Source organism: Pseudomonas sp. B1-22, from assembly GCF_050474425.1.
GTDB lineage: Bacteria > Pseudomonadota > Gammaproteobacteria > Pseudomonadales > Pseudomonadaceae > Pseudomonas.
This window is the reverse complement of sequence record NZ_JBCHVH010000006.1, coordinates 262287-283387: the sequence shown is the minus strand read 5'-3', so window position 1 is coordinate 283387 and position 21101 is coordinate 262287. Positions and strand designations below refer to the sequence as shown.

Sequence of the window (21101 nt, the reverse complement as noted above, 5' to 3'; positions counted from 1 at the left end):
CATTCGCGAGGAGATTGCCGATGAGCATTCATAGCTGGGCAGAGCAGCGTCTTCAGGAATTGCTGATCGAGGCTGAGGCGGCGGGACAGGACCCGCAACTGACGGTGCGTGCGCTGCTCAGTGCGGTGGTGCGGGCCAACGCCCAGGTTCGCACCGAGGAGGACCTGGGGCACGAGTTGCACTTCCTCGCTGACAATCTGGATGAAGAGCGCGACTACAGCTTCATGCGACCCTGAATGAAAAAGGCCCGCAGATGCGGGCCTTTTCTTTTCTGTAGGAGCGAGCTTGCTCGCGAACGCTTTTCCCGGCGATACCCGCGCTTGGGCGGTTCGCGAGCAAGCTCGCCCCTACACTGGATGGCGATACCGAGCATAAAAAACTGCCCATTAAGGCGGTTTCTATTTCTGCTTCAGTGTCCGCGCGGCTTTTCCAGGTCGCCGGAAAACAGCTCGTCTTCCAGGTTATCGCCAGGGATGGCGTGCTCTTCGGCGGCCCAGGCGCCGAGGTCGATCAGCTTGCAGCGGTGCGAGCAGAAGGGGCGGAATTCGCTTTTTGCGCTCCACTCCACGGGGGCGCCGCAAGTGGGGCATTCCACGGTCATAGGTTGGCTCATGGTTGTCCTCCACGCAGGCCGAGATAGAACTGATGCAGGCGCTCGACCTGCTGGTGCAGGTGCGCGAGGTCGCCATCGTTGAGCAGTACGTCGTCCGCGTACTTGAGTCGGTCTTCGCGTACGGCCTGAGCCTTGAGGATCGCGCGGACCTGTTCTTCGGACACCTTGTCCCGACGCATGGTGCGTTCCAGCTGCAGGTGTTCCGGGGTATCCACCACCAGCACGCGCTGGGTCATGCGGTGTTGCCCGGACTCCACCAGCAGTGGCGAGACCAGGATGGCGTACGGCGATTCGGCGCGCGCGAGGTTCGCGGCGATTTCCTCGCCGATCAGCGGGTGCAGCAGTTGCTCCAGCCAGCGCCGTTCCTCTTCCGACTTGAAGATGCGCTCGCGCAGCGCTGCGCGATTGAGTTGGCCGTCCGGCAGCAACACCGCATCGCCGAAGCGGTCGACGATCTTGGCGAGGGCAGGGCGGCCCGGTTCGACCACCCAGCGCGCGGCATGATCGGCGTCCACCATATGCACGCCTTGTGCGGCAAAGTGTTCGGCGGCGGCGCTCTTGCCGCTGCCGATACCGCCGGTCAGGCCCAGAATCCAGGGTTTCATGGTTCTCCTTCTAGCCGGCCCGGCGGCCGTCAGGGGCGCCGAACGGACTCGGCGCGGGAGAGGGCTAACGGAAACCGGCGAACTGCAGGTAAGTCGCGGTTATTTGATCACCCCAGAACAGCGCAATCCAGCCGGCAATGGCCAGATAGGGGCCAAAGGGAATCGGCGTACTGGTCTCGGCCTTGCGCAGGCGCAGGGTGATGACGCCCAGCACAGCCCCCACCAGGGACGACAACAGGATGGTCAGCGGCAGTACTTGCCAGCCACCCCAGGCGCCGAGCATGGCCAGCAGCTTGAAGTCACCGTAGCCCATGCCTTCCTTGCCGGTAAGTAGCTTGAACAGCCAGTACACCGACCACAGGCTCAGGTAGCCGAACACCGCGCCCCAGAGCGCATCGCCCAGGTTGGTGAACAGCCCGAAGTGGTTGACGATCAGCCCGAGCCAGAGCAGCGGCAACACCAGCGCATCCGGCAGCAGCTGGTGATCGACGTCGATCATGCTCATCGCCAGCAGCCCCCAGCTGAGCAGCAGCATGGCGCCGGCCTGCCAGCCGAAACCGTAGTGCCAGGCGATGAAAGCCGAGAGCGCGCCACAGGCCAGCTCGATCAGTGGATAGCGCTTGCTGATCGGCGCCTTGCAGGACGAGCACTTGCCGCCCAACGCCAGGAAGCTCACCACGGGAATGTTTTCCCAGGCCTTGATCTCATGGCCGCAGTGCGGGCACTGGGAGTTCGGCAGGATCAGGTTGTAGGTGGGCTGCGGCTCGCCTGTGGGCAGCTCCAGTGCTTCGCGCGCCTCACGTTGCCAGTCCCTCTGCATCATCCGCGGCAGGCGGTGGATGACCACGTTGAGGAAGCTGCCGATCAGAAGGCCGAGGACGAGCGCGCACAAAACAAAGGCCAGCGGGGTGCTGGCCAGGAAGTTGAGGACTGACATGTGGCTTATACGACGTTGCCCAGTTGGAAGATCGGCAGGTACATGGCGATGATCAGACCGCCGACCAGCACACCCAGAACGGCCATGATCATCGGTTCCATCAGGGTGGTGAGGTTATCGACGGCGTTGTCGACTTCTTCCTCGTAGTAGCTGGCGACCTTGTCGAGCATGGCGTCCAGCGAGCCGGACTCCTCGCCGATGGCGGCCATCTGGATGGCCATGCTCGGGAAGACGCCAGTGGTACGCATAGAGAAGTTCAGCTGCGTACCGGAGGAGACATCCTGCTTGATCCTATTGACCGCGTTGCGGAACACCACGTTGCCGGTCGCTCCGGATACCGAGTCCAGGGCCTCCACCAGGGGAACGCCCGCGGCGAAGGTGGTGGAGAGCGTACGGGCATAACGCGCAACCGATGACTTGTAGAGAATGTCGCCGACAATGGGCAGTTTCAGCACCAGGCGATCGAGTCTGTCCCGGAATTTCTCCGAGCGCCGGTAGGCTTCTCTGAATGCAAAGGCGCTGGCGAACATGGCGATCAGAACGATGAACCACCATTGCTGCAGCATTTCCGAAATGGAAATGACGAAGCGGGTGAATGCTGGGAGTTCCGCGCCGAAGTTGGCGAAGACGGATTGGAACTGCGGCACTACCTTGATCAGCAGAATGGCCGACACGATGACCGCGACGATAATGACCGCGATGGGGTAGGTCATGGCCTTCTTGATCTTGGCCTTGAGCGACTCGGTCTTTTCCTTGTAGGTCGCTACGCGGTCGAGCAGCGTTTCCAGGGCACCAGCTTGTTCGCCGGCGTCCACCAGGTTGCAGTACAGATCGTCGAAGTACAGGGGCTTCTTGCGCAGGGAGTTGGCCAGGCTGTTACCTGCGGCGACTTCCTGTTTTATCTCCTCCACCAGCTTGCGCATGTTCGGGTTATCGAAACCCTCCCCGATGATGTCGAAGGACTGCAGCAGCGGTACACCTGAGCTCATCATGGTTGCCATCTGCCGGGTGAACAGGGCGATGTCCATGGGCTTGATCTTCTTGCCCTGGCTCAGCAGCGACATCCCTTTCTTGCGCACCTTGATGGGGTTGATGCCTTGCTTGCGCAACTGGGCCTTGACCAGCGCCATGCTGGTCCCCGAGAGCTCCCCCTTGATCTTCCCGCCCTTGCGATCAGTGCCTTCCCAGGTAAAGACACTGGTCTTCAATGCTTTTTCCGCCATGGATTAATCCTTGGTCACGCGGTTGATTTCCTCGAGGCTGGTAATGCCCTGCATGGCCTTCAGCAATCCCGAGGTGCGCAGATCGTTGAAGCCTTCTTTGCGGGCTTGTTCGGCGATCTGAATGGAATTTCCTTCTTCCATGATAATCCGCTGTAGCGCAGGCGTGATTTTAACCACTTCATAAATACCCACACGCCCCTTATAACCGTTCTTGCAGTTTTCACAGCCGACCGGTGCATACAGCTTGAACGAGCCGACCCGCTCCTCCGGGAAGCCTTCGTGGAGCAGGGTTTCGCGCGGTACGTCGTGTTCCTTCTTGCAGGACGGGCAGAGTTTGCGTGCCAGGCGCTGGGCAATGATCAGGTTAGTCGAGGTGGCGAGGTTGAACGAGGCAACCCCCATGTTCAGCAGGCGTGTCAGGGTTTCCGCGGCGCTGTTGGTGTGCAGGGTAGACATCACCATGTGCCCGGTCTGCGCGGCCTTGATGGCAATTTCCGCGGTCTCAAGGTCGCGGATCTCCCCCACCATGATTACGTCAGGGTCCTGGCGCAGGAAAGCGCGCAATGCCTGAGCGAAGTCCAGCCCCTGCTTCGGGTTGACGTTCACCTGGTTGATGCCTTCCAGGTTGATCTCCACCGGGTCTTCGGCGGTGGAAATATTGATGTCCGGCGTGTTGAGGATATTCAGGCCGGTATAGAGGGATACCGTCTTGCCCGAGCCTGTGGGGCCGGTCACCAGGATCATGCCTTGCGGCTGCTTCAGTGCCGCGAGATACAGCTGTTTCTGCTCTTCCTCGTAGCCCAGGGCATCGATACCCATCTGTGCGCTGGCCGAGTCGAGGATACGCATCACGATCTTCTCGCCCCATAGCGTGGGCAGGGTGTTGACGCGGAAGTCGATGGACTTGGTCTTGGACACGCGCATCTTGATGCGGCCGTCCTGGGGTTTGCGGCGCTCGGAGATATCCAGGCCGGCCATCACCTTGAGGCGTGCAGAGATGCGGCTGACCAACTGGACCGGCGGCTTGGCCACTTCCTGAAGCATGCCATCGGTGCGGAAGCGAACCCTGTAGACCTTTTCGTAGGGTTCGAAGTGCAGGTCGGACGAGCCTCCCTTGATGGCATCCAGCAGCATCTTGTTGACGAAGCGCACCACCGGGGCGTCGTCGGCGTCGCCGCCGATAGCCTCCTCCTTGCGTTCGGCGTTGCCGTCTTCGATGTCCAGACCTTCCAGGTCGACGTCGCCCAGTTCGTCCAGGCCGCCGGTCGCGCTCTCGAAGAATTTTTCGATGGCATCACCGAGCCGGTCATCCTCGACCAGTATGGCTTCGGTGGTCAGTCCGGTGCTGAACTGGATATCGGTGATCGCCTGGTGATTGGTCGGGTCCGAGAGTCCGACGAAAAGCTTGTTGCCCCGGCGCCACAGGGGCAGGACGCGGTGCTGGCGCACGAGCTTCTCGCTGACCAGTTCCTTGGGGAAACTCTCCTTGTCCAGGCTGGCCAGGTCGCAGAAGGCAACGCCGAACTGGTCGGCGGCCAGCTCCATCAGCGGGCGGCTCTTCACCAGCTTGTTCTGCACCAGGTAGGTCACCAGCGACAGTTTGTTGCGCTGCGCCTGCAGTTGTGCTTGTCGAGCGCTGTTCTCATCAAGCAGTTGAGAAAGCACCAACTGCCGGGCAAGGCCGGACAGGACGACTTGATCGTTCATGGGAAAGTAGCCGGATGGAGAGTTCAAAATCTTATAACGCAGTTAGGGGGAGGTGCCAAATTAGGTAGCGGGTGCTGCCAAAATTTGTCACTTCGTGCGTAATTTCGCTGCTGGCTGTCGGAAACTACCTCTCGGCTCCGTATCTGAGGGCATTGAAGCTTGGCATGGAATCTGCTTGGTCAGGAATCAGGTCCTTGGGCCGTATCTAACAACTGGAGAGAACTATGAAAGCTCAAAAAGGCTTTACCTTGATCGAACTGATGATCGTAGTTGCGATCATCGGCATCCTGGCCGCCATCGCCCTGCCGGCTTATCAGGATTACACCACTCGCGCCAAGATCAGCGAAGTCATTGTAATGACTGCCCCGGCAAAGCTGGCCGTGGCTGAAACCAGTTCTTCTCTCGGTGGGCTGACCTCTCTGACTGCTTCGAATTCCGGTTATACCTTCCCTGGTGCTACTAAGTACGTCTCTGATATCGTTATTGAGGATGGGACCGGTAAAATCACCGCCACTTCGACTGTTCCGGGGGCGACTGGTGACATCATTCTTGAGCCTACCCCCAATTCTAATGGTAGCGGCCAGTTGACCTGGAAATGCTCGGTAAACGGCATCAATACGAAGTATGTTCCTTCCGAGTGTCGTCCTTGATAGTTTTTTGATTCTTGTGGCTTAAAGAGGCGACCTTCGGGTCGCTTCTTTTTTATGATCAGGTTCTGGCTGCTAGTGCGATGGAGCTTTATGGGATGGCTCGCCGCACGTGTGTGTCCGGAGTTTAATTTCGGTCGCATTGGATTAGGGGGATGATGTTGTATAGCGTGAACGGAGTGAGGGAGGAAGGGGCCAGCCGTTCGATGCTCGGCAGAACTCTTTGGGTGGTCGTCGCTTCGCTCCCCTGGTTGCTGCCTACGCACACGGATCCGTGGACTACCTTCTACAATGACACTATGGCGGTGGTTGTTTTGCTGCCGTTAGTAGTTCTATTGTTCTTTTCTTCGTCTCGAGGTTGGGTTGTTACTCGCGAAGCGTTCTTTGTTTTTTGTCTATCTGTTATTCCTCTGATTCAAGCAGCAGTTGGGGTTCTTCTAATTCCGGAGGAGTCTTTTCTGGTTGTGGGCTTTATTCTGGCTTTTGCAGTTGCCTTGTCCTTGGGGCAGCAGAGACAATTGATAGAGTCCCATCGGATTGTAGATGGTTTGTTCGCAAGCTTTATTCTCGTTTCGATACTGTCTACTGGGTTGTCCTTGTATCAATGGCTCGCGCTTGAGGGGTTGGGGATCCTGGTGCCTTCTCCTGCGATCGGCGGAGTGAGAGCTATTGCACTAGTCGGGCAGCCTAACAATCTTGCAACACTTCTGGTGTGGGGATGTGTCGGAGTCTGGTGGGCCTATAACAGACGTTTTGTCGGTAGTGGTTGTGCAGTGTTGGCGGTCGCCTTCTTCCTGTTGGGGGTGATCCTGACGGGCTCGCGTACTGGTTGTCTCCAGGTTGCTTTCCTTGCTGTTGTTGCTCTTTTGTTCTGGTGGCCTCGCAATACAAGGAAAAGATTAATTGCGGTACTGCTGCTGGCGAGTTGGTTTGTTTCTCTGCTGTTGCTTGCCCCGCTGCTGAAAAATTTTCTTTTTGGTGCGGGGAGTCGCGAGATGTTGAGCGCGGGTCTGCGCCCGATATTCTGGTCTATGGCGCTTGAGGGAATTGCAGATAGACCACTGGTTGGATATGGCTGGAACCAGGTTGTCTCGGTCCATGTGGCGCTTGCTGAAAAATACTCAGGCCTGAACTCAGTTATGGGGCATGCGCATAACCTCTTCCTCGATCTGCTGCTATGGAATGGGGTAGTAGTGGGTGGGGTATTGATTGCTGCTATTGTCTGGTGGGGAGTTGGGCAGGCCCTGAAGGTGCGGACGGAGCCGCATGGCATCATTCTGGCCGCTATCGGTGTTTTTCTTATTCATTCGATGCTTGAGTTACCTCATCTTTACTTGATTTTCCTGGTGCCTGTCGGATTGCTGGTCGGCATGGCAAGTTCGTTCTTGCCTGCGAGGATCGTTGCTACGTTGCCACGCTTCTCGATAATTGTGATTGCTGCGGTACTGGCTGCGGTTCTTGTCATTGTATTTCGCGACTACAGGTTGATAGAGGATAATCTGACTGCGCGTAAATTCGTGGCTGCGCGAATATCGGGCGCATTGATCCCGGTCTCTCCTGACGTGATTCTCCTTAAGTCGCTCCAGAGTGCTCTTGAGCGCCTGGACGCAGAACCAAGTCGAAATATGTCGGCAGCTACTCTCGAAGAAAGGCGCCTTGCCGTCTTGCGCTACCCGACAGCCGGCGGGCTTTTCCGATATGCCCAATCGGCTGCGTTGAACAATAGAGCAGACGAGGCGGCATGGGCATTACAACTCATCTGTTACCTCCGGCCAAAGCAGACTTGCAAATCGGTCATTGACGACTGGAGAACCGTGGCATCGTCGGGCAATCCTGAAATGAATTCCGTAGTTATGCCCAGAGTGGAGTAAGTGCCGCATTTACTTGGCTTGATCACTTTGGTGTATGCCAAATGTTGAATTGCGCGCTTGGATGGATTGATTCGCAAGGTGCAGAGTGCTAGCTTACGCCCGCCGCCGGTGTAGCTCAGTCGGTAGAGCAGCTCATTCGTAATGAGAAGGTCGGGGGTTCGATTCCTCTTACCGGCACCAGCTTCAACAAAAAGCCCCGCTTTCGAGCGGGGCTTTTTGTTTTCTGGCCGCTATCTATAGGCTCAGCCGCATCGACAGATCCAGCGCCTTCACATCCTTGGTCAGGGTGCCGATGGAGATGTAGTCCACCCCCGTCTCGGCGACGGTGCGCAAGGTCGCTTCGGTGATGCCGCCGGAGGCTTCCAGCTTGGCGCGGCCGGCGGTGAGGGCGACGGCGGTGCGCATGTCGTCCAGGCTCAGCTCGTCGAGCATGATGATGTCGGCGCCGGCATCCAGGGCCTGGCGCAGCTCGGCGAGGTCTTCCACTTCGATCTCCACTGGCTTGCCGGGGGCTATGCGGTGGGCCTCGGCGATGGCCTGGGCGATGCCGCCGCAGGCGGCGATGTGGTTTTCCTTGATGAGAAAGGCGTCGTACAGGCCGATGCGGTGGTTGTGGCAGCCGCCGCAGGTGATCGCGTACTTCTGCGCCAGGCGCAGGCCGGGCAGGGTCTTGCGGGTATCGAGCAGCTTCACGCCGGTGCCCTCGACCAGGTCGGCGTAGTGACGGGCGCGGGTGGCGGTGCCGGAGAGCAGCTGGAGGAAGTTCAGCGCGCTGCGCTCGCCGGTGAGGAGGGCGCGGGCCGGGCCTTCGAGGGTGAACAGGGTCTGGTCGGCGCTGACTTGCTCGCCATCCTTTACCTGCCACTTCACCTGGACGCGCGGATCGACCTGGCGGAAGACTTCGTCGACCCAGGCGCTGCCGGCCACGGTGGCGTTCTCGCGGGTGATGATGCGGGCGGAGGCATCGCGCTCGGCGGGAATCAACTGGGCGGTGATGTCGCCGCTGCCCACGTCTTCGGCCAGAGCGGCGCGCACGTTGGCCTGGATTTCCCCGGAAAGCTCGGCGAGGGTGAGGTTCGGCATGGAGGGCTCCTGTTCGCAGTGCCGGGATTATACGGGCGGCGGGCCTTTGCGGGTATCGATTGAGGTTTGGCGCTGGCCAATCGTCTGTCGGACAAACGGCAGCAGAATCGACGTGAATTTCTTCAAGAATGCGAGAAATGACTCTTGGTTGTTCAAGAACCTTCCCTATAATGACTCCGAAATATCCTACTTTTTGACGCCACGAATTTGACGTTATGGATGACGCTTCGATGACTGTTGTTACCGCCAGCCAGCCCGGCCAGGGCTGACGGCAGGAGACATGTGATGCAGAAGGACGCGAATGTAGTGCCGCTGAACAAGACGGCAACTTCCGAACAGTCGCCGAATTCGTTCGCCGCGCGTTTGCCGGCGGCGCTGGTCAGTGTGCGCGACAAGGTCGCCGTCCAGCTGCGTCAGGCCATGCAGTCGTTGTTCGATAACGCCGACGACACCCTGTTCGAGATGGCGGATCGGGCCTCCAACAACGCCGAGCAGAGTGCCTATTTCGAGGCCATGCGCGACCTGCGCCTCAAGCGCAAGAGCATCGAACGCGGCTTCCTGCAGAAGGTCTTCGAGCAATTCGCCAGTCTCGGCCAGTACGAGATCGGCAAGCCGTCGCCGCTGGAGTCGGTCTCCTACGACAATCTTTCCCTGGTTCAGAACGATGAGCTGGAAGAGGCCGTGGCGCTGGATGCCATGGTCGCCAAGGTGATGAGCCGGGACGGCGTCGCCCTTGGGCACCTCACGACCCGTTTCAACAAGCTGGTCAGCAAGAAGGTCGAGGACAAGACCAACCCCCTGGGGCCGCGCCTGTTGTGCGAGGCGTTCCTCGAGCCGTGCCAGGGGCTGGGCGTCGAGATCAAGGTCAAGCTGATCATCCTCAAGCTGTTCGACAAATACGTGCTGGCCGAGGCCGAGCACCTGTATGCCGAGGCCAACCAGACGTTGATCGCCCTCGGCGTGCTGCCGGAACTGAAGAATGTGCCGCTGCGCCGTCCGCCGCAGCGGACCGCTCCCAGCCAGGGAAGCGCGGCGGCCCCGGCGGCCGGTGCGGTGGAGCAGACGGGTACGCAGTACCTGGACAGCGACTCCCAGGCAGCTTTCGCTGCCCTGCAGGATCTGCTCTCGCAGGTGCGTGGCAGTGCGGCCACACCGGCCCGCGCAGTGCCCTCCGACGCGCTGCCGATCACCAGCAACGACCTGATGCGCCTGCTCTCGCACCTGCAGTCGCACCTGCCGGCGCAGACCATCGATGAGATCAATGTACGCCAGCACCTGGACCACCTGCTGAGCCGTGTCAGCTCCAAGAGCGGCCGTTCCCGCGTGGTCGGCCAGGTCGACGAGGATGTCATCAACCTCGTCTCCATGCTCTTCGAATTCATCCTCGATGACCGCACCCTGCCGGACTCGCTGAAGGCCCTGATCGGTCGCATGCAGATTCCGATGCTCAAGGTCGCGGTGCTCGACAAGACCTTTTTCAGCCGTGGCAGCCACCCGGCGCGCCGCCTGCTCAACGAGATCGCCTCGGCGGCCCTGGGCTGGGGCGAGCAGACCGACGGCCAGCGCGACTACCTGTACCAGAAGATCGAGCAGGTGGTGATGCGCCTGCTGAACGACTTCGTCGACGATCCCGCGATCTTCTCCGAGTTGCTCGACGAGTTCATCGCCTTCACCGGCGACGAACGCCGCCGCAGCGACCTGCTCGAACAGCGCACCCGCGATGCCGAGGAAGGCCGCGCCCGCGCCGAGCTGGCGCGCCAGGACGTGGAGCAGGTGCTCAATGAGCGCCTGCTGGGCCGCACGCTGCCGGAAGTGGTGGTGCGCCTGCTGCAGGAAGCCTGGAGTAAGGTGCTGCTGCTGACCTGCCTCAAGCACGGCACGGCTTCCCATGAGTGGGAGGCCGCCCTGGCGACCATGGATGACCTGATCTGGAGCGTGGAACTCCACGAAGACCCGGATTCGCGCCTGCGCCTGCTGGAGATGGTCCCACAGCTGCTCAAGTCGCTGCGCGAGGGGCTGGCCGCCGCGGCCTTCGATCCGTTCTCCACGGGGGAATTCTTCAGCCGTCTGGAGGGGCTGCACGTGCAGGCCTTCCAGCGCTACAAGCAGGCCGAGGAGCGCAAGGCGGCAGCCCTGGATGACGACCTGCCGCTGCTCGACGAGCCACTGGATGCATCGGCGGAGGTCGTCGCGGCCACGCTGCAGCCGGCGATGGTGGCCGTGGTGGCGGAAATCGTGCTCGCCAGTCCCGATGAAGTCCGGGCGGTGGAGCCCGAAGAAACGCTCGCCGAGGGCGACGAGGCGCTGCGCCGGGTCGACGATCTGCGGGTCGGCAGTTGGGTGGAAATCCAGGAAGACGAGGAGCACAAGCTGCGTTGCAAGCTGGCGGCGGTGATCCGTCCGAGCTGCCGCTACATCTTCGTCAACCGTACCGGCATGAAGGTGCTGGAGAAGACGCGCATGGGCCTGGCCCTGGAGTTCCGTCGCAACGCCGTGCGCCTGCTGGACGACGCGTTGCTGTTCGACCGTGCCCTGGAGTCGGTGATCGGCAATCTGCGGCGCCTGAAGAACGCCTGACCTCGTCACGAGTTCATTTCCCCGTGCCGCTGCTTTAGAGTGGGGTTCTGCCAAGGAGCCCCCATGCAGCTCGACCCCCTTACCGGCTGGTGCCAAGGCGCCCAGCATTGCCCCTCGCCGAACTTCAACGCCCGCCCCGACGGCGAGGTGGTGTCGTTGCTGGTGATCCACAACATCAGCCTGCCGCCCGGCCAGTTCGGCACCTGCAAGGTTCAGGCGTTCTTCCAGAACCGTCTCGACGCCGATGAGCATCCGTATTTCGCCAGCATCGCCGCCATGACCGTTTCCGCGCACTTCCTCATCGAGCGCGACGGTTCGCTGTTCCAGTTCGTGTCGTGTAACGACAGGGCTTGGCATGCCGGCGTTTCGCGCTTCGACGGGCGCGAGAACTGCAACGATTTTTCCATCGGCATCGAACTGGAAGGGACCGACTGCGATCCGTATAGCGATCGTCAGTACGAGGTATTGGCGGAGCTGACCCGGCAACTGATGGCCTGCTATCCGGCCATCACCCCGGCGCGCATCCAGGGGCACTGCGATATCGCCCCCGAGCGCAAGACCGATCCGGGCGAGGCGTTTGATTGGGCGCGCTATTTCGCCGCCATCGGAACGAAGGAGTCGATATGAGTTTCCTGGTGCTGTTGCTGGTCCTGGCGGTGGAGAAACTCTCCGCCTGGCGAGCGCGGTTGCAGCGCGACAGCCTGTGGCTGGGCTGGCTGGATACCGTGGGTGGCGTGCCCTCGCTGGTGGCCAAACCCTGGCTCGGCCTGCTCGTCGCGGTATTGCCGCCGCTGCTGTTGCTCGCCCTGCTGCTGACGCTGCTGGAGCCCTTCGCCTATGGCCTGCTGGCGCTGCCGGTGCACCTGCTGGTGGTGGTCTGGAGCCTGGGGCGCGGTGACATCCTGCGGGCCATCGGCCCGTTCCGTGATGCCTGGCGCCGCGAGGATGCCCAGGGCGCCTACCACGTTGCCGAGCGCGACCTCGGCGTGCAGGCCGACAATGACGACGAGCTGCTGGCGCAGGTGCAGGGCACGCTGGTGTGGCAGGCCTATCAGGCGTTCTTCGCGGTGATCTTCTGGTACGCCCTGCTGGGCCCGGTGGCAGCGCTGACCTACCGTCTGCTGGCCATCGCGGCGGAGCAGGGCCGGCAGGCGGAGTTGCGCGAGCGCGCCGTCCAGCTGCGCCATGCGTTCGATTGGCTGCCGTCGCGGGCACTGGTGCTGAGTTTCGCCCTGGTGGGCAATTTCGTTGCTGTCAGCCGCAGCCTGCTGCATGACCTGCTGGCCTGGGACGTGCCCGCCGCCCGCTTGCTGGCGCAGGCCGGTTACGTGGCCGAGGATTTCAACGAGGGCGGATTGGGCGCCAGGGGCGTCGCCAGCCTGGATGCGCTCTGGCAGCTGCTGGTCCGCTCGGCGGTGCTCTGGTACGCCGTTTTCGCGATCTGGACCCTTCTGCTTTAAGGCCTTGAACCGGACCGACTGCCGTCGGTCCGGTGATGGCGTTTTAACCTTAAGTTACAGAACTCCCCGCCGATATCAGGTACACAGAAGCCTGTGCGCGCCGATCCGGTCTGTGATGCCCATCACAAGCCGTTCCGGCGAGCGCGCGTGCGGCGTGTGCCCGTCCTGGGCGCACCTGCCATCCCCGACAAGCGACATAACAATAACGGGAACAGGAGACGTCTTTGTGAGGACTGTGCTCTATCCGGCCATCGCGCTGATGAACCGCCTGAGCTTCGGCATGAAGTTCAGCCTGATCAGCGTGCTGTTTTTCCTGCCGATGCTGATCACCAATTTCTATCTGGTGCGTGACTCCTACCGGCAGTTCGTCAGCACCCGCGCCGAGCTTCAAAGCCTGCAACTGATCGGCGATGGCCAGCAGATCCGTCGCAACGCCGAAGCCTACAACGACCTGCTGCACATCAACGGCATTCTTGGCCAGTCCTCCAGCAAGGGCGCCGGCATCGAAGGGCGCATCGCCCGCTTGAACAAGGATCTGCGGGCGCAGATCGATGCGCTCCGGCCGGTTATCCAGGGCGCCGAGCAGGTGGCCGAGTTCAACGCCAAGCGCGATGAGCTGCTCAGCTCCCTCAAGGGGATCGAGAGCGAAGGTTCGCTGCAGAGCAAGGCGGCGCTGGCGGCACGCCTGCTCAATCAGGTCCTCGTATTCAACAAGCTGCTGGTGTCCCAGGGCGGGCTGAGCCAGGACGATGCCCGCGATGTCCGCCAGCTTGCCGAGCTGCTCACCGCCGTTACCCCTCACATCACCGAAACGCTCAGCCAGGGGCGCACCCTCGGCTCCAGCGCGCTGGGCCAGGGGTTCCTCAACTCGTCCTCCAGTGACCGCTTCAACGACCTGCAGCAGGAACTGGAGAAGCTCCATGCCGAGTACGGCCTGAAGCTGCAGGATGCCCTCGGGGGCAGTTCCGCCGCGCAGGCCGCGCTGGCCGCCGACGCCGACGCCAGCCGGGAAACCCTGAAGAGCCAGGGCAGGTTCTTCGAGGACAAGGTGGTGATGGCCGATACCTTCGACACCCCCTGGACCGACTTCTACGACCAGGTCAGCCAGGCGATGGACAAGACCTATCGCCTCGACGACCAGGTACTGGCCTTCGTCGGTGGTACCCTGCAGGAGCGCCTGGCCAGCAAGCAGCAGCAGATGGTGTTGCTGGTGGCGGCCCTGCTGGTGGTGTTCCTCGCCATCGGCTACCTGTACAGCGGCTTCTACGTCTCCACCCGTACCACCCTCAAGAGCCTGGGGCAGATGATGGAGCGCGTCGCCTCCGGCGACATGACGGTCACCTTCCGTGCCCAGAGCCGGGACGAGCTCGGCGAACTCGGGCAGGCGTTCAACCAGACGGTGGGGAAGATTCACGACCTCATCGAGCAGGTCGGCCGCACCGTCGCCGAGGTCGAGCGGCAGACCGTGCGCGTGGAGTCGGTGTCCGCCGAGAGCAACCAGGCGGTGACCGGCCAGCGCAATCAGATCGAGCAGGTCGCCACGGCGATGAACCAGATGGCTGCCACTGCCCAGGAGGTAGCGCGCAGCGCTGCCGTGGCGGTGGGCAGCGCACACAACGTCAACCAGGAAACCGCCAGTGGTAGGGCCCTGGTGGAGTCGCAGGTGGGCAGCATCCAGCGCCTGGCCGGCGAGATCGACGAGTCGGTGGCGGTGATCAACCAGCTGGCGGCCGACAGCGCTTCCATCAGCCGCGTGCTGGATGTGATCAAGGGCATTGCCGAACAGACCAACCTGCTCGCGCTCAACGCTGCCATCGAGGCGGCGCGGGCCGGCGAACAGGGGCGCGGCTTCGCCGTGGTGGCCGACGAAGTGCGGACGCTGGCCAAGCGCACCCAGCAGTCCACCGAGGAAATCGAGCAGATGATCGATCGCCTGCAGAACGGCGTTGGCGCGGCGGTGAAGGCGATGGGCAGCAGCCACCACACCGCCGACGGCACCGTGAGCCAGTCGGAGCAGGTGCAGCTGGCGCTGGAGAACATCCTCCAGGCGGTGGGCGCCATTGTCGACCAGAACCAGCAGATCGCCGCCGCCGCCGAACAGCAGACGGCGGTCGCCCACGACATCGACCAGAACATCGTGCAGATCAACCAGGCCGGCGAGCGCACCGCCGAGGGCGCCAGCGAGACCGAGCGTGCCAGCCGCGAGCTGACCGGGCAGGTGGTCGAGCTCAAGCGCCTGATCGGCGCGTTCCGGGTGTAACGGGTTCATCAGCAGCCCGGTATCCGCGTGAGCGCAAGGACGCTTCCCCATCTCGCGGATACCGGGTTGTCGGTGAATTCAGGATTTCAGTCGAGCGGCTTTTGATCCTGTAGGAGCGAGCTTGCTCGCGAAGCGCCCAGCCTCGGCGTTACCCGCTAAATCCGTTCGCGAGCAAGCTCGCTCCTATGAAGAGCACCAGAGCGGATCGTGCAACTTCGCTGTTACCCGTTCAATCCCGAGTTTCCCGTAGGAGCGGGCCATGCCCGCGATCGCGCCCATGGGGCGCTCCTACAAGAGCAGCAGCTCAGGTCCAGCCGAACAACTCCATCGCATTGCGCGTGCTGGCGCTGGCCAGTTCCTCCGGGCTAACGCCCTTGAGTTCCGCCAGTGCTGCGCAGATCTCCGGCAAGTGCTCGGGGCTGTTGCGCACATAGGGATACATGGCCGGCGCCATGTCCGGCGAGTCGGTTTCCAGCACGATGGATTCCAGCGGAATCTCCGGCACCACCTTGCGCAGGCGGTTGGCCTGCGGCCAGGTCGGCGCGCCGCCCAGGCCCAGGCGGAAACCGAGCTTGAGGTACTCGCGGGCCTCTTCACGGCTGCCGGCGAAGGCGTGGATGATGCCCTGGCGTTTGGGTTTGAAGCGCTTGAGGGTGGCGATCACCGCAGCATGGGAGCGGCGCACGTGCAGCAGCACCGGCAGTTCGAAGTCGATGGCGGTGCACAGCTGGTCTTCGAAGATCGCCTGCTGGCCGTCGCGGTCGAGATCCTCCAGGTAGTAATCCAGGCCGATCTCGCCCACCGCGCAGAGCTTCGGATGACCTGCCAGGCGTTCCAGCCAGTCGCGCAGCGCCTTCAAATGCTCGGGGCGATGGCGCGCCAGGTAGATCGGGTGCAGGCCGAGGGCGGCATACAGGTCGGGTTCCCGCTCGACCAGCGCCCAGACGTCCTCCCAGTTTTCGCGGAACACCCCCAGCAACACCTGACGGATCACCCCGCGTTCGCGGCTGCGCCGCAGCACCGCCTGACGGTCGTCGGCGAAGTCCGGGCAGTCGAGATGGTTGTGGGTGTCGATCAGTTGCATGGGCTTACTCCGTGCGCAGTTTCAGCGTGCGCGCGACGGGATGAACGCCGGGGGTATAGCTGTTCTGTTCGATCGCACTCAGCGCCAGGTCCAGCGCTCGCTCGGCAATCAGTGCGTGCTGCTGGGAGATCGCGTTGACCTTTAGTGGCACGAAGTCGAGCAACTGGGTATCGCCGAAGGTGGCGATGCGCAGTCCCGCCGGCCAGCCGTCGGGCAGCGCCTGGAGCACGTCGAACACGCCTTCGAGCAGCACGTAAGAGGTGGTGATCAGCGCGTCGGGCAAACGGCCCTGGCTCGCCAGCAATTCTTCCATCAGACGGCGACCGCAGTCGCGGCTGAAAGTCTCGCCGTGCTCAACCCGGACCTGGCCCTTGAAGTCGCGCAACGCACTGCGGAAGCCCGCCGCGCGTTCCTGACTGATGATCAGCTCCGAGCGCGCACCGAGCAAGGCAATGCTCCGCGGCGCGGGCTCGAGCAGGCTGTCGGTGAGGCGCTGGCAGGCTTCGCGGTCATCGCTGACCACCGAGCAGAAGCGCTGCGGATCGAGCTGGCGATCCACCGCGATCACCGGCACGCCGATGGCCTGGAGGCGGGCCAGGCTGTCGTCGTTACCCGGCAGGCAGCTGGCGACGATCAGCGCGTCGCAACGCCGCGCGCGGAACAGGTTGAGCACCTGGCGCTCGGTGTCGGGCTCGTCGTCGGAGCTGGCGATCAACAGCTGATAGCCACGGGCCCGGGCGCCCTGTTCGAGCAACTTGGCGAGCTTGGCGTAGCTGGGGTTCTCCAGGTCCGGGAGGATGAAGCCGAGGGTGCGGGTCTGGCCGCGGCGCAGGCTGGCGGCCTGCTGGTCCGGGTGGTAGCCGTGCTCCTCGATCACCGCGCGCACGCGCTCCACCGTGGCGGCGCTGATCCGGCGCTGCACGGCCTTGCCGTTGATCACATAGCTGGCGGTGGTGACCGAAACACCGGCCAGGCGGGCGATATCACTGAGTTTCAGCACGATGGATTGCCGACAATTGGGGGCTTCAAGGATCACGCATTATCGAGTAACGTTCCAGTCTCAATAGGTGAAACGATTCAGCATTGTCTGTGGCCATTGCCTGAACGCCGTCTCGACGGCCGAGAAAACCACAGGTTCTAAGCTGTTCACCATACAAGCGGAATACCGCCCCAAGCGCCGGCGCGCCAGAACGCCGGCGAGGAGATCGCGATGCTCGAACTGAACGCGCAGCAGGTTCGCATGGACCAGCGCGCCGCCGACAAGCAGGCCGCCCTGGCGCTGCTCGGTGCGGCCCTGGAGGACGACGGACTGGTTGCCGCCGGTTACCTCGCCGGCTTGCAGGCCCGCGAAGCGCAGGGCTCCACCTACCTCGGCCAGGGCATCGCGATACCCCATGGCACGCCGGACACCCGCCACCTGGTGCAGCGCACCGGCGTGCGCCTGATGCATTTCCCCGACGGGGTCGCCTGGGGCGACGGGCAGGTGGTGCACCTGGCCATCGCCATTGCCGCCAAGTCCGACGAGCACCTGCGCCTGCTGCAACTGCTGACCCGCGCCCTGGGTGATGGCGAGATGGGCGAGGCGCTGCGCCTGGCCGAGAGTCCCGACGCGCTGCTGCACTTGCTGCGCGGCGCGCCGCAGGCATTGCTGCTGGATAGCGGGCTGGTCGGCCTGGGCGTCGTCGCCGAGGACTTCGACGAACTCACCGTACTGGGCGCGCGCCGGCTGAAAAAGGCCGGTTGTGTCGAGTCCGGCTTTGCCGCCGCGCTGCAAGGCAATGAGCCGCTGCCGCTGGGCAACGGGCTCTGGTGGCTGCACAGCGCCGAGCGCGTGTCGCGGCCGGGCCTGGCCTTCGTCACGCCGCAGCGCGAGCTGAGCCATGCCGGCCTGCCGGTACGCGGGCTGTTCTGCCTGGCCAGCCAGGGTGACGCGCACCGGACCATGTTCGAGCGCCTGTGCGACCTGCTGGTGGACGGCCGCGCCAGCGAGCTGGCGTGCGCCACGAGCAGCCGATCCGTGCTGGAGGCGCTGGGCGGAGAGTTGCCGGTGGACTGGCCGAGCGTGCGTGTTGCGCTGGCCAATCCCCACGGCCTGCACGCCCGCCCCTCGCAGGTGCTGATGCTGCTGGCGCGGGAGTTCGAGGGCGAGATTCGCGTGCGCATCGCCGAGGCGGACAGCGCGCCGGTGTCGATCCGCAGCCTGAGCAAGCTGCTCAGCCTGGGGGCGCGGCGTGGGCAGGTGCTGGAATTCTTCGCCGAGCCGGACATCGCCGAGCGCGCACTGGAAAGCGTGCGCCTGGCGGTGGAGCAGGGGCTGGGCGAGGAAGTCGAGCCGCTGCCGGAAGCGCCGGAGCCGGTCGTCGAGACCGTCGAGGTGGAAACCTGCAGCGCGCCGGAAGCCGGCAGCCGCCTGCAGGCCATCGCCGCGTCCCCCGGTATCGCCAGTGGGCCTGCTTATCTGCAGGTCGAACGCCACTTCCAGTTCGCCGAGCGCGGCGAGTCCGTCGAGATCGAACGGCAGCGTCTGGGGGAGGCGAGCGCAGCGATTTCCGCCGAGATCGAGGCGTTGGTGCAGCGCACCCAGGTCAAGGCGATCCGCGACATCTTCGTCACTCATCAAGCGCTGCTGGAGGACCCGGAGCTGGCCGACGAGGTGCAGTCGCGCCTGGCCGAAGGCGCCAGCGCGGAATCCGCCTGGAGCCAGGTGATCGAGCGCGTTGCCAGCGAGCAGGAAGCACTGCGCGACGCCTTGTTGGCCGAGCGCGCGGCCGACCTGCGCGACGTGGGCCGGCGGGTGCTGGCGCGCCTGTGCGGCGCACAGACTGCCGCGGCGCCGGAGCAGCCCTACATCCTGGTGATGGACGAGGTCGGCCCCTCCGACGTGGCGCGGCTGGATCGCGAGCGGGTGGCCGGAATTCTCACCGCGCGCGGTGGGGCGACCTCGCACAGCGCGATCATCGCCCGCGCACTGGGCATACCCGCACTGGTGGGCGCCGGCGCGGCGGTGCTGGCGCTGGAGCCGGGGACTATCCTGTTGCTCGATGGCGACCATGGCGAGCTGCGGGTCTCGCCCAGCGCCGAGAGCCTGGCTGAGGCCGAGCGCCAGCGCGACCAGCGCCGTCGCCGCGCCGAACGCGCCGAGGCGCATCGCCATGAACCGGCGATCACCCGCGATGGCCATGCGGTGGAGGTCTGCGCCAACCTCGGCGACACCTCCGGCGCCGCAGCGGCGGTCGAGCAAGGCGCGGAAGGCGTCGGCCTGCTGCGCACCGAATTCGTGTTCATGGACAACCCCCAGGCGCCGGACGAGGCGACCCAGGAAGCCGAGTACCGCCGCGTGCTCGATGCCCTGGGCGGACGCCCGCTGGTGGCGCGCACGCTCGACGTGGGCGGCGACAAGCCGCTGCCGTACTGGCCGATCCCGAAGGAGGAGAACCCCTACCTCGGCGTGCGCGGCGTGCGCCTGACCCTGCAACGCCCGCAGATCTTCCAGACCCAGCTGCGTGCCCTGCTGCAGGCCGCCGCCGGGCGGCCGCTGCGCATCATGTTCCCGATGGTCGGGCAGGTGGAGGAGTGGCGGCAGGCCCGCGACCTGACCCGGCAGCTCTGCGAGGAACTGGGCGGCGAACATGACCTGCAACTGGGGATCATGATCGAGGTACCGTCGGCGGCATTGCTCGCCCCGGTGCTGGCCCGTGAAGTGGACTTCTTCAGCGTCGGCACCAACGACCTGACCCAGTACACCCTGGCCATCGACCGCGGTCATCCGACCCTGTCGGTGCAGGCGGACGGTCTGCATCCGGCGGTGCTGCAACTGATCGACATGACCGTGCGCGCCGCCCATGCCCACGGCAAGTGGGTGGGCGTGTGCGGCGAGCTGGCGGCGGATGCGCAGGCGGTGCCGCTGCTGGTGGGGCTGGGCGTGGACGAGCTGAGCGTCTCGGCGCGCAGCATCCCGCTGGTCAAGGCGCGGGTGCGCGAGCTCGATCTGCCGATGGCCCGCGAACTGGCACAGGCCGCGCTGGCGCTGGGTTCCGCTGCCGAGGTGCGCGAGCGCGTCGCCCAGGCCCTGCCGGAGGTGAACTGATGGCCCGCATTCTCACCGTAACCCTCAATCCCGCGCTGGACCTGACGGTGCGTCTGCCCCGGCTCGACGTCGGCGAGGTCAACCGCAGCGAATCGGTGCTCAGCCAGGCGGCGGGCAAGGGGCTGAACGTCGCCCAGGTGCTGGCCGATCTCGGGCACTCCCTGAGCGTGACCGGCTTCCTCGGGGCGGACAATGCGTCGCCGTTCGATGCGCTGTTCCAGCGCCGTGGATTCGTCGATGCCTTCGTCCGCGTGCCGGGGGAAACCCGCAGCAATATCAAGCTGGCCGAAGGCGGCGGACGTATTACCGATATCAATGGTCCCGGCCCGGACGTCAGCACCCGCGAGCAGGATGCCTTGCTCGATCGCATCGGCCGCATCGCCAGCGAGCACGAACTGGTGGTGGTCGCCGGCAGCTTGCCGCGTGGCGTCGATCCCGAATGGTTGCGCGCGTTGCTCCTGCGGCTCGGGCAACTGGGGCTGAAGGTGGCGTTCGACAGCAGTGGCGCGGCCCTGCGCACCGGGCTCGACGCGGCGCCCTGGCTGATCAAGCCCAACGATGCCGAGCTGGCCGAAGCCTGTGGACAAGCCCTCGATACGCCGGCGGCGCTGGCCGAACAGGCCGAGGCGCTGCGGGCTCGGGGTATTGCGCATGTGGTGCTTTCGCAAGGCGCGGACGGAGTGCGCTGGTTCGGCCCGCTGGGCAACTGGCGGGCGGTTCCGCCCAAGGTTGAGGTGGCGAGCACGGTGGGGGCGGGTGACTCGCTGCTCGCCGGCATGCTCCATGGCCTGCTCGCCGGCTGGCCGGCTGAGCGCGTGTTGCGCCATGCCACCGCGGTGGCGGCGCTGGCGGTCACCCAGTTCGAGTTCGGCATCGGCGATGCGCCGCGCCTGAGCCGCATCGAAGACGGCGTGCAGGTCCAGGCCCTGGCCTGACGCGCGCCGCAT

17 protein-coding genes, 1 tRNA gene and 1 pseudogene are annotated in these 21101 nt (G+C 63.8%); 11 read left to right on the top strand and 8 right to left on the bottom strand.

Annotation, left to right across the window (positions count from 1 at the left end; all coding sequences use genetic code 11):
• Positions 1-20 precede the first annotated feature (20 nt).
• Positions 21-236 (top strand): hypothetical protein, encoded by a 216-nt coding sequence (locus tag ACQ5BL_RS23290; RefSeq protein ID WP_243805330.1) that lies wholly within the window; start codon positions 21-23, stop codon positions 234-236.
• Positions 237-409: 173 nt separating this feature from the next.
• Here the strand turns inward: ACQ5BL_RS23290 and yacG are convergent, their stop codons facing one another.
• The 5 genes from yacG to pilB form a co-directional block, all read right to left on the bottom strand.
• On the bottom strand, positions 410-613 hold the full coding sequence (yacG, locus tag ACQ5BL_RS23285; protein WP_015475735.1) for a DNA gyrase inhibitor YacG: 204 nt from the start codon (positions 611-613) through the stop codon (positions 410-412).
• The gene (gene coaE / locus ACQ5BL_RS23280; protein WP_430293293.1) at positions 610-1218 is read right to left on the bottom strand and encodes a dephospho-CoA kinase; all 609 of its coding nucleotides are present in this window, start codon (positions 1216-1218) and stop codon (positions 610-612) included. Before coaE ends, yacG begins: the two co-directional genes overlap by 4 nt.
• Before the next feature lie 64 nt (positions 1219-1282).
• On the bottom strand, positions 1283-2155 hold the full coding sequence (locus ACQ5BL_RS23275) for a prepilin peptidase (RefSeq protein ID WP_430293292.1): 873 nt from the start codon (positions 2153-2155) through the stop codon (positions 1283-1285).
• A 5-nt stretch (positions 2156-2160) separates the two neighbouring features.
• Positions 2161-3378, bottom strand: a complete 1218-nt coding sequence (locus tag ACQ5BL_RS23270) for a type II secretion system F family protein (RefSeq protein WP_243805333.1) — start codon at positions 3376-3378, stop codon at positions 2161-2163.
• 3 nt (positions 3379-3381) lie between these two features.
• Positions 3382-5085: a type IV-A pilus assembly ATPase PilB gene (gene pilB, locus ACQ5BL_RS23265; RefSeq protein WP_430293291.1), complete on the bottom strand. Its 1704-nt coding sequence runs from the start codon at positions 5083-5085 to the stop codon at positions 3382-3384.
• Between the two features lie 224 nt (positions 5086-5309).
• Between pilB and ACQ5BL_RS23260 the strand changes: the two genes are divergently transcribed.
• The 3 genes from ACQ5BL_RS23260 (at position 5310) to ACQ5BL_RS23250 (ending at position 7783) form a co-directional block, all read left to right on the top strand.
• A complete protein-coding gene (locus ACQ5BL_RS23260; RefSeq protein WP_430293290.1) occupies positions 5310-5735 on the top strand; it encodes a pilin in 426 nt (141 codons plus the stop codon).
• Between the two features lie 152 nt (positions 5736-5887).
• Positions 5888-7603 carry a Wzy polymerase domain-containing protein gene (locus ACQ5BL_RS23255; protein WP_430293289.1) on the top strand — a complete coding sequence of 572 codons (1716 nt, stop codon included), beginning with the start codon at positions 5888-5890 and terminating at the stop codon, positions 7601-7603.
• 104 nt (positions 7604-7707) lie between these two features.
• A tRNA-Thr gene (locus ACQ5BL_RS23250) sits at positions 7708-7783 on the top strand.
• Positions 7784-7837: 54 nt separating this feature from the next.
• Here ACQ5BL_RS23250 and nadC read toward each other — a convergent pair.
• Positions 7838-8686: a carboxylating nicotinate-nucleotide diphosphorylase gene (gene nadC, locus ACQ5BL_RS23245; protein WP_430293288.1), complete on the bottom strand. Its 849-nt coding sequence runs from the start codon at positions 8684-8686 to the stop codon at positions 7838-7840.
• A gap of 285 nt (positions 8687-8971) precedes the next feature.
• Between nadC and ACQ5BL_RS23240 the strand changes: the two genes are divergently transcribed.
• From ACQ5BL_RS23240 to ACQ5BL_RS23220, 5 genes and pseudogenes are all read left to right on the top strand, one after another.
• A complete protein-coding gene (locus tag ACQ5BL_RS23240) occupies positions 8972-11263 on the top strand; it encodes a DUF1631 domain-containing protein (protein WP_430293287.1) in 2292 nt (763 codons plus the stop codon).
• Between the two features lie 63 nt (positions 11264-11326).
• A complete protein-coding gene (gene ampD, locus ACQ5BL_RS23235; protein WP_207883492.1) occupies positions 11327-11890 on the top strand; it encodes a 1,6-anhydro-N-acetylmuramyl-L-alanine amidase AmpD in 564 nt (187 codons plus the stop codon).
• Positions 11887-12723: a regulatory signaling modulator protein AmpE gene (ampE, locus tag ACQ5BL_RS23230; protein WP_430293286.1), complete on the top strand. Its 837-nt coding sequence runs from the start codon at positions 11887-11889 to the stop codon at positions 12721-12723. Before ampD ends, ampE begins: the two co-directional genes overlap by 4 nt.
• A pseudogene (locus tag ACQ5BL_RS23225) lies at positions 12647-14125 on the top strand (HAMP domain-containing protein); the annotation flags it as partial. The gene ampE and the pseudogene ACQ5BL_RS23225, both read left to right, overlap by 77 nt.
• Before the next feature lie 144 nt (positions 14126-14269).
• A complete protein-coding gene (locus ACQ5BL_RS23220; RefSeq protein WP_430293305.1) occupies positions 14270-14983 on the top strand; it encodes a methyl-accepting chemotaxis protein in 714 nt (237 codons plus the stop codon).
• Between the two features lie 304 nt (positions 14984-15287).
• On the opposite strand, the gene ACQ5BL_RS23215 is transcribed toward ACQ5BL_RS23220, so the two are convergent.
• Complete coding sequence (locus ACQ5BL_RS23215; protein ID WP_430293285.1) at positions 15288-16067, bottom strand: TatD family hydrolase; 780 nt, start codon at positions 16065-16067, stop codon at positions 15288-15290.
• Between the two features lie 4 nt (positions 16068-16071).
• The gene (gene cra, locus ACQ5BL_RS23210) at positions 16072-17064 is read right to left on the bottom strand and encodes a catabolite repressor/activator (protein WP_207884137.1); all 993 of its coding nucleotides are present in this window, start codon (positions 17062-17064) and stop codon (positions 16072-16074) included.
• A gap of 213 nt (positions 17065-17277) precedes the next feature.
• Between cra and ptsP the strand changes: the two genes are divergently transcribed.
• A complete protein-coding gene (gene ptsP / locus ACQ5BL_RS23205) occupies positions 17278-20154 on the top strand; it encodes a phosphoenolpyruvate--protein phosphotransferase (protein WP_430293284.1) in 2877 nt (958 codons plus the stop codon).
• Positions 20154-21089 (top strand): 1-phosphofructokinase, encoded by a 936-nt coding sequence (pfkB, locus tag ACQ5BL_RS23200; RefSeq protein WP_430293283.1) that lies wholly within the window; start codon positions 20154-20156, stop codon positions 21087-21089. The genes ptsP and pfkB overlap by 1 nt, the downstream gene beginning before the upstream one ends.
• The last annotated feature ends 12 nt before the right edge of the window (positions 21090-21101 follow it).

What these genes read in the sequence shown, in the direction of transcription:
- ACQ5BL_RS23220 (WP_430293305.1), top strand. Translation starts at nt 14,270, where the DNA reads ATGAACCAGATGGCTGCCACTGCCCAGGAGGTAGCGCGCAGCGCTGCC.
- ACQ5BL_RS23215 (WP_430293285.1), bottom strand. Translation starts at nt 16,067, where the DNA reads ATGCAACTGATCGACACCCACAACCATCTCGACTGCCCGGACTTCGCC.
- coaE (WP_430293293.1), bottom strand. Translation starts at nt 1,218, where the DNA reads ATGAAACCCTGGATTCTGGGCCTGACCGGCGGTATCGGCAGCGGCAAG.
- ACQ5BL_RS23270 (WP_243805333.1), bottom strand. Translation starts at nt 3,378, where the DNA reads ATGGCGGAAAAAGCATTGAAGACCAGTGTCTTTACCTGGGAAGGCACT.
- ACQ5BL_RS23290 (WP_243805330.1), top strand. Translation starts at nt 21, where the DNA reads ATGAGCATTCATAGCTGGGCAGAGCAGCGTCTTCAGGAATTGCTGATC.
- pilB (WP_430293291.1), bottom strand. Translation starts at nt 5,085, where the DNA reads ATGAACGATCAAGTCGTCCTGTCCGGCCTTGCCCGGCAGTTGGTGCTT.
- pfkB (WP_430293283.1), top strand. Translation starts at nt 20,154, where the DNA reads ATGGCCCGCATTCTCACCGTAACCCTCAATCCCGCGCTGGACCTGACG.
- ACQ5BL_RS23255 (WP_430293289.1), top strand. Translation starts at nt 5,888, where the DNA reads ATGATGTTGTATAGCGTGAACGGAGTGAGGGAGGAAGGGGCCAGCCGT.
- ampD (WP_207883492.1), top strand. Translation starts at nt 11,327, where the DNA reads ATGCAGCTCGACCCCCTTACCGGCTGGTGCCAAGGCGCCCAGCATTGC.
- yacG (WP_015475735.1), bottom strand. Translation starts at nt 613, where the DNA reads ATGAGCCAACCTATGACCGTGGAATGCCCCACTTGCGGCGCCCCCGTG.
- nadC (WP_430293288.1), bottom strand. Translation starts at nt 8,686, where the DNA reads ATGCCGAACCTCACCCTCGCCGAGCTTTCCGGGGAAATCCAGGCCAAC.
- ampE (WP_430293286.1), top strand. Translation starts at nt 11,887, where the DNA reads ATGAGTTTCCTGGTGCTGTTGCTGGTCCTGGCGGTGGAGAAACTCTCC.
- ACQ5BL_RS23240 (WP_430293287.1), top strand. Translation starts at nt 8,972, where the DNA reads ATGCAGAAGGACGCGAATGTAGTGCCGCTGAACAAGACGGCAACTTCC.
- ACQ5BL_RS23275 (WP_430293292.1), bottom strand. Translation starts at nt 2,155, where the DNA reads ATGTCAGTCCTCAACTTCCTGGCCAGCACCCCGCTGGCCTTTGTTTTG.
- ACQ5BL_RS23260 (WP_430293290.1), top strand. Translation starts at nt 5,310, where the DNA reads ATGAAAGCTCAAAAAGGCTTTACCTTGATCGAACTGATGATCGTAGTT.
- ptsP (WP_430293284.1), top strand. Translation starts at nt 17,278, where the DNA reads ATGCTCGAACTGAACGCGCAGCAGGTTCGCATGGACCAGCGCGCCGCC.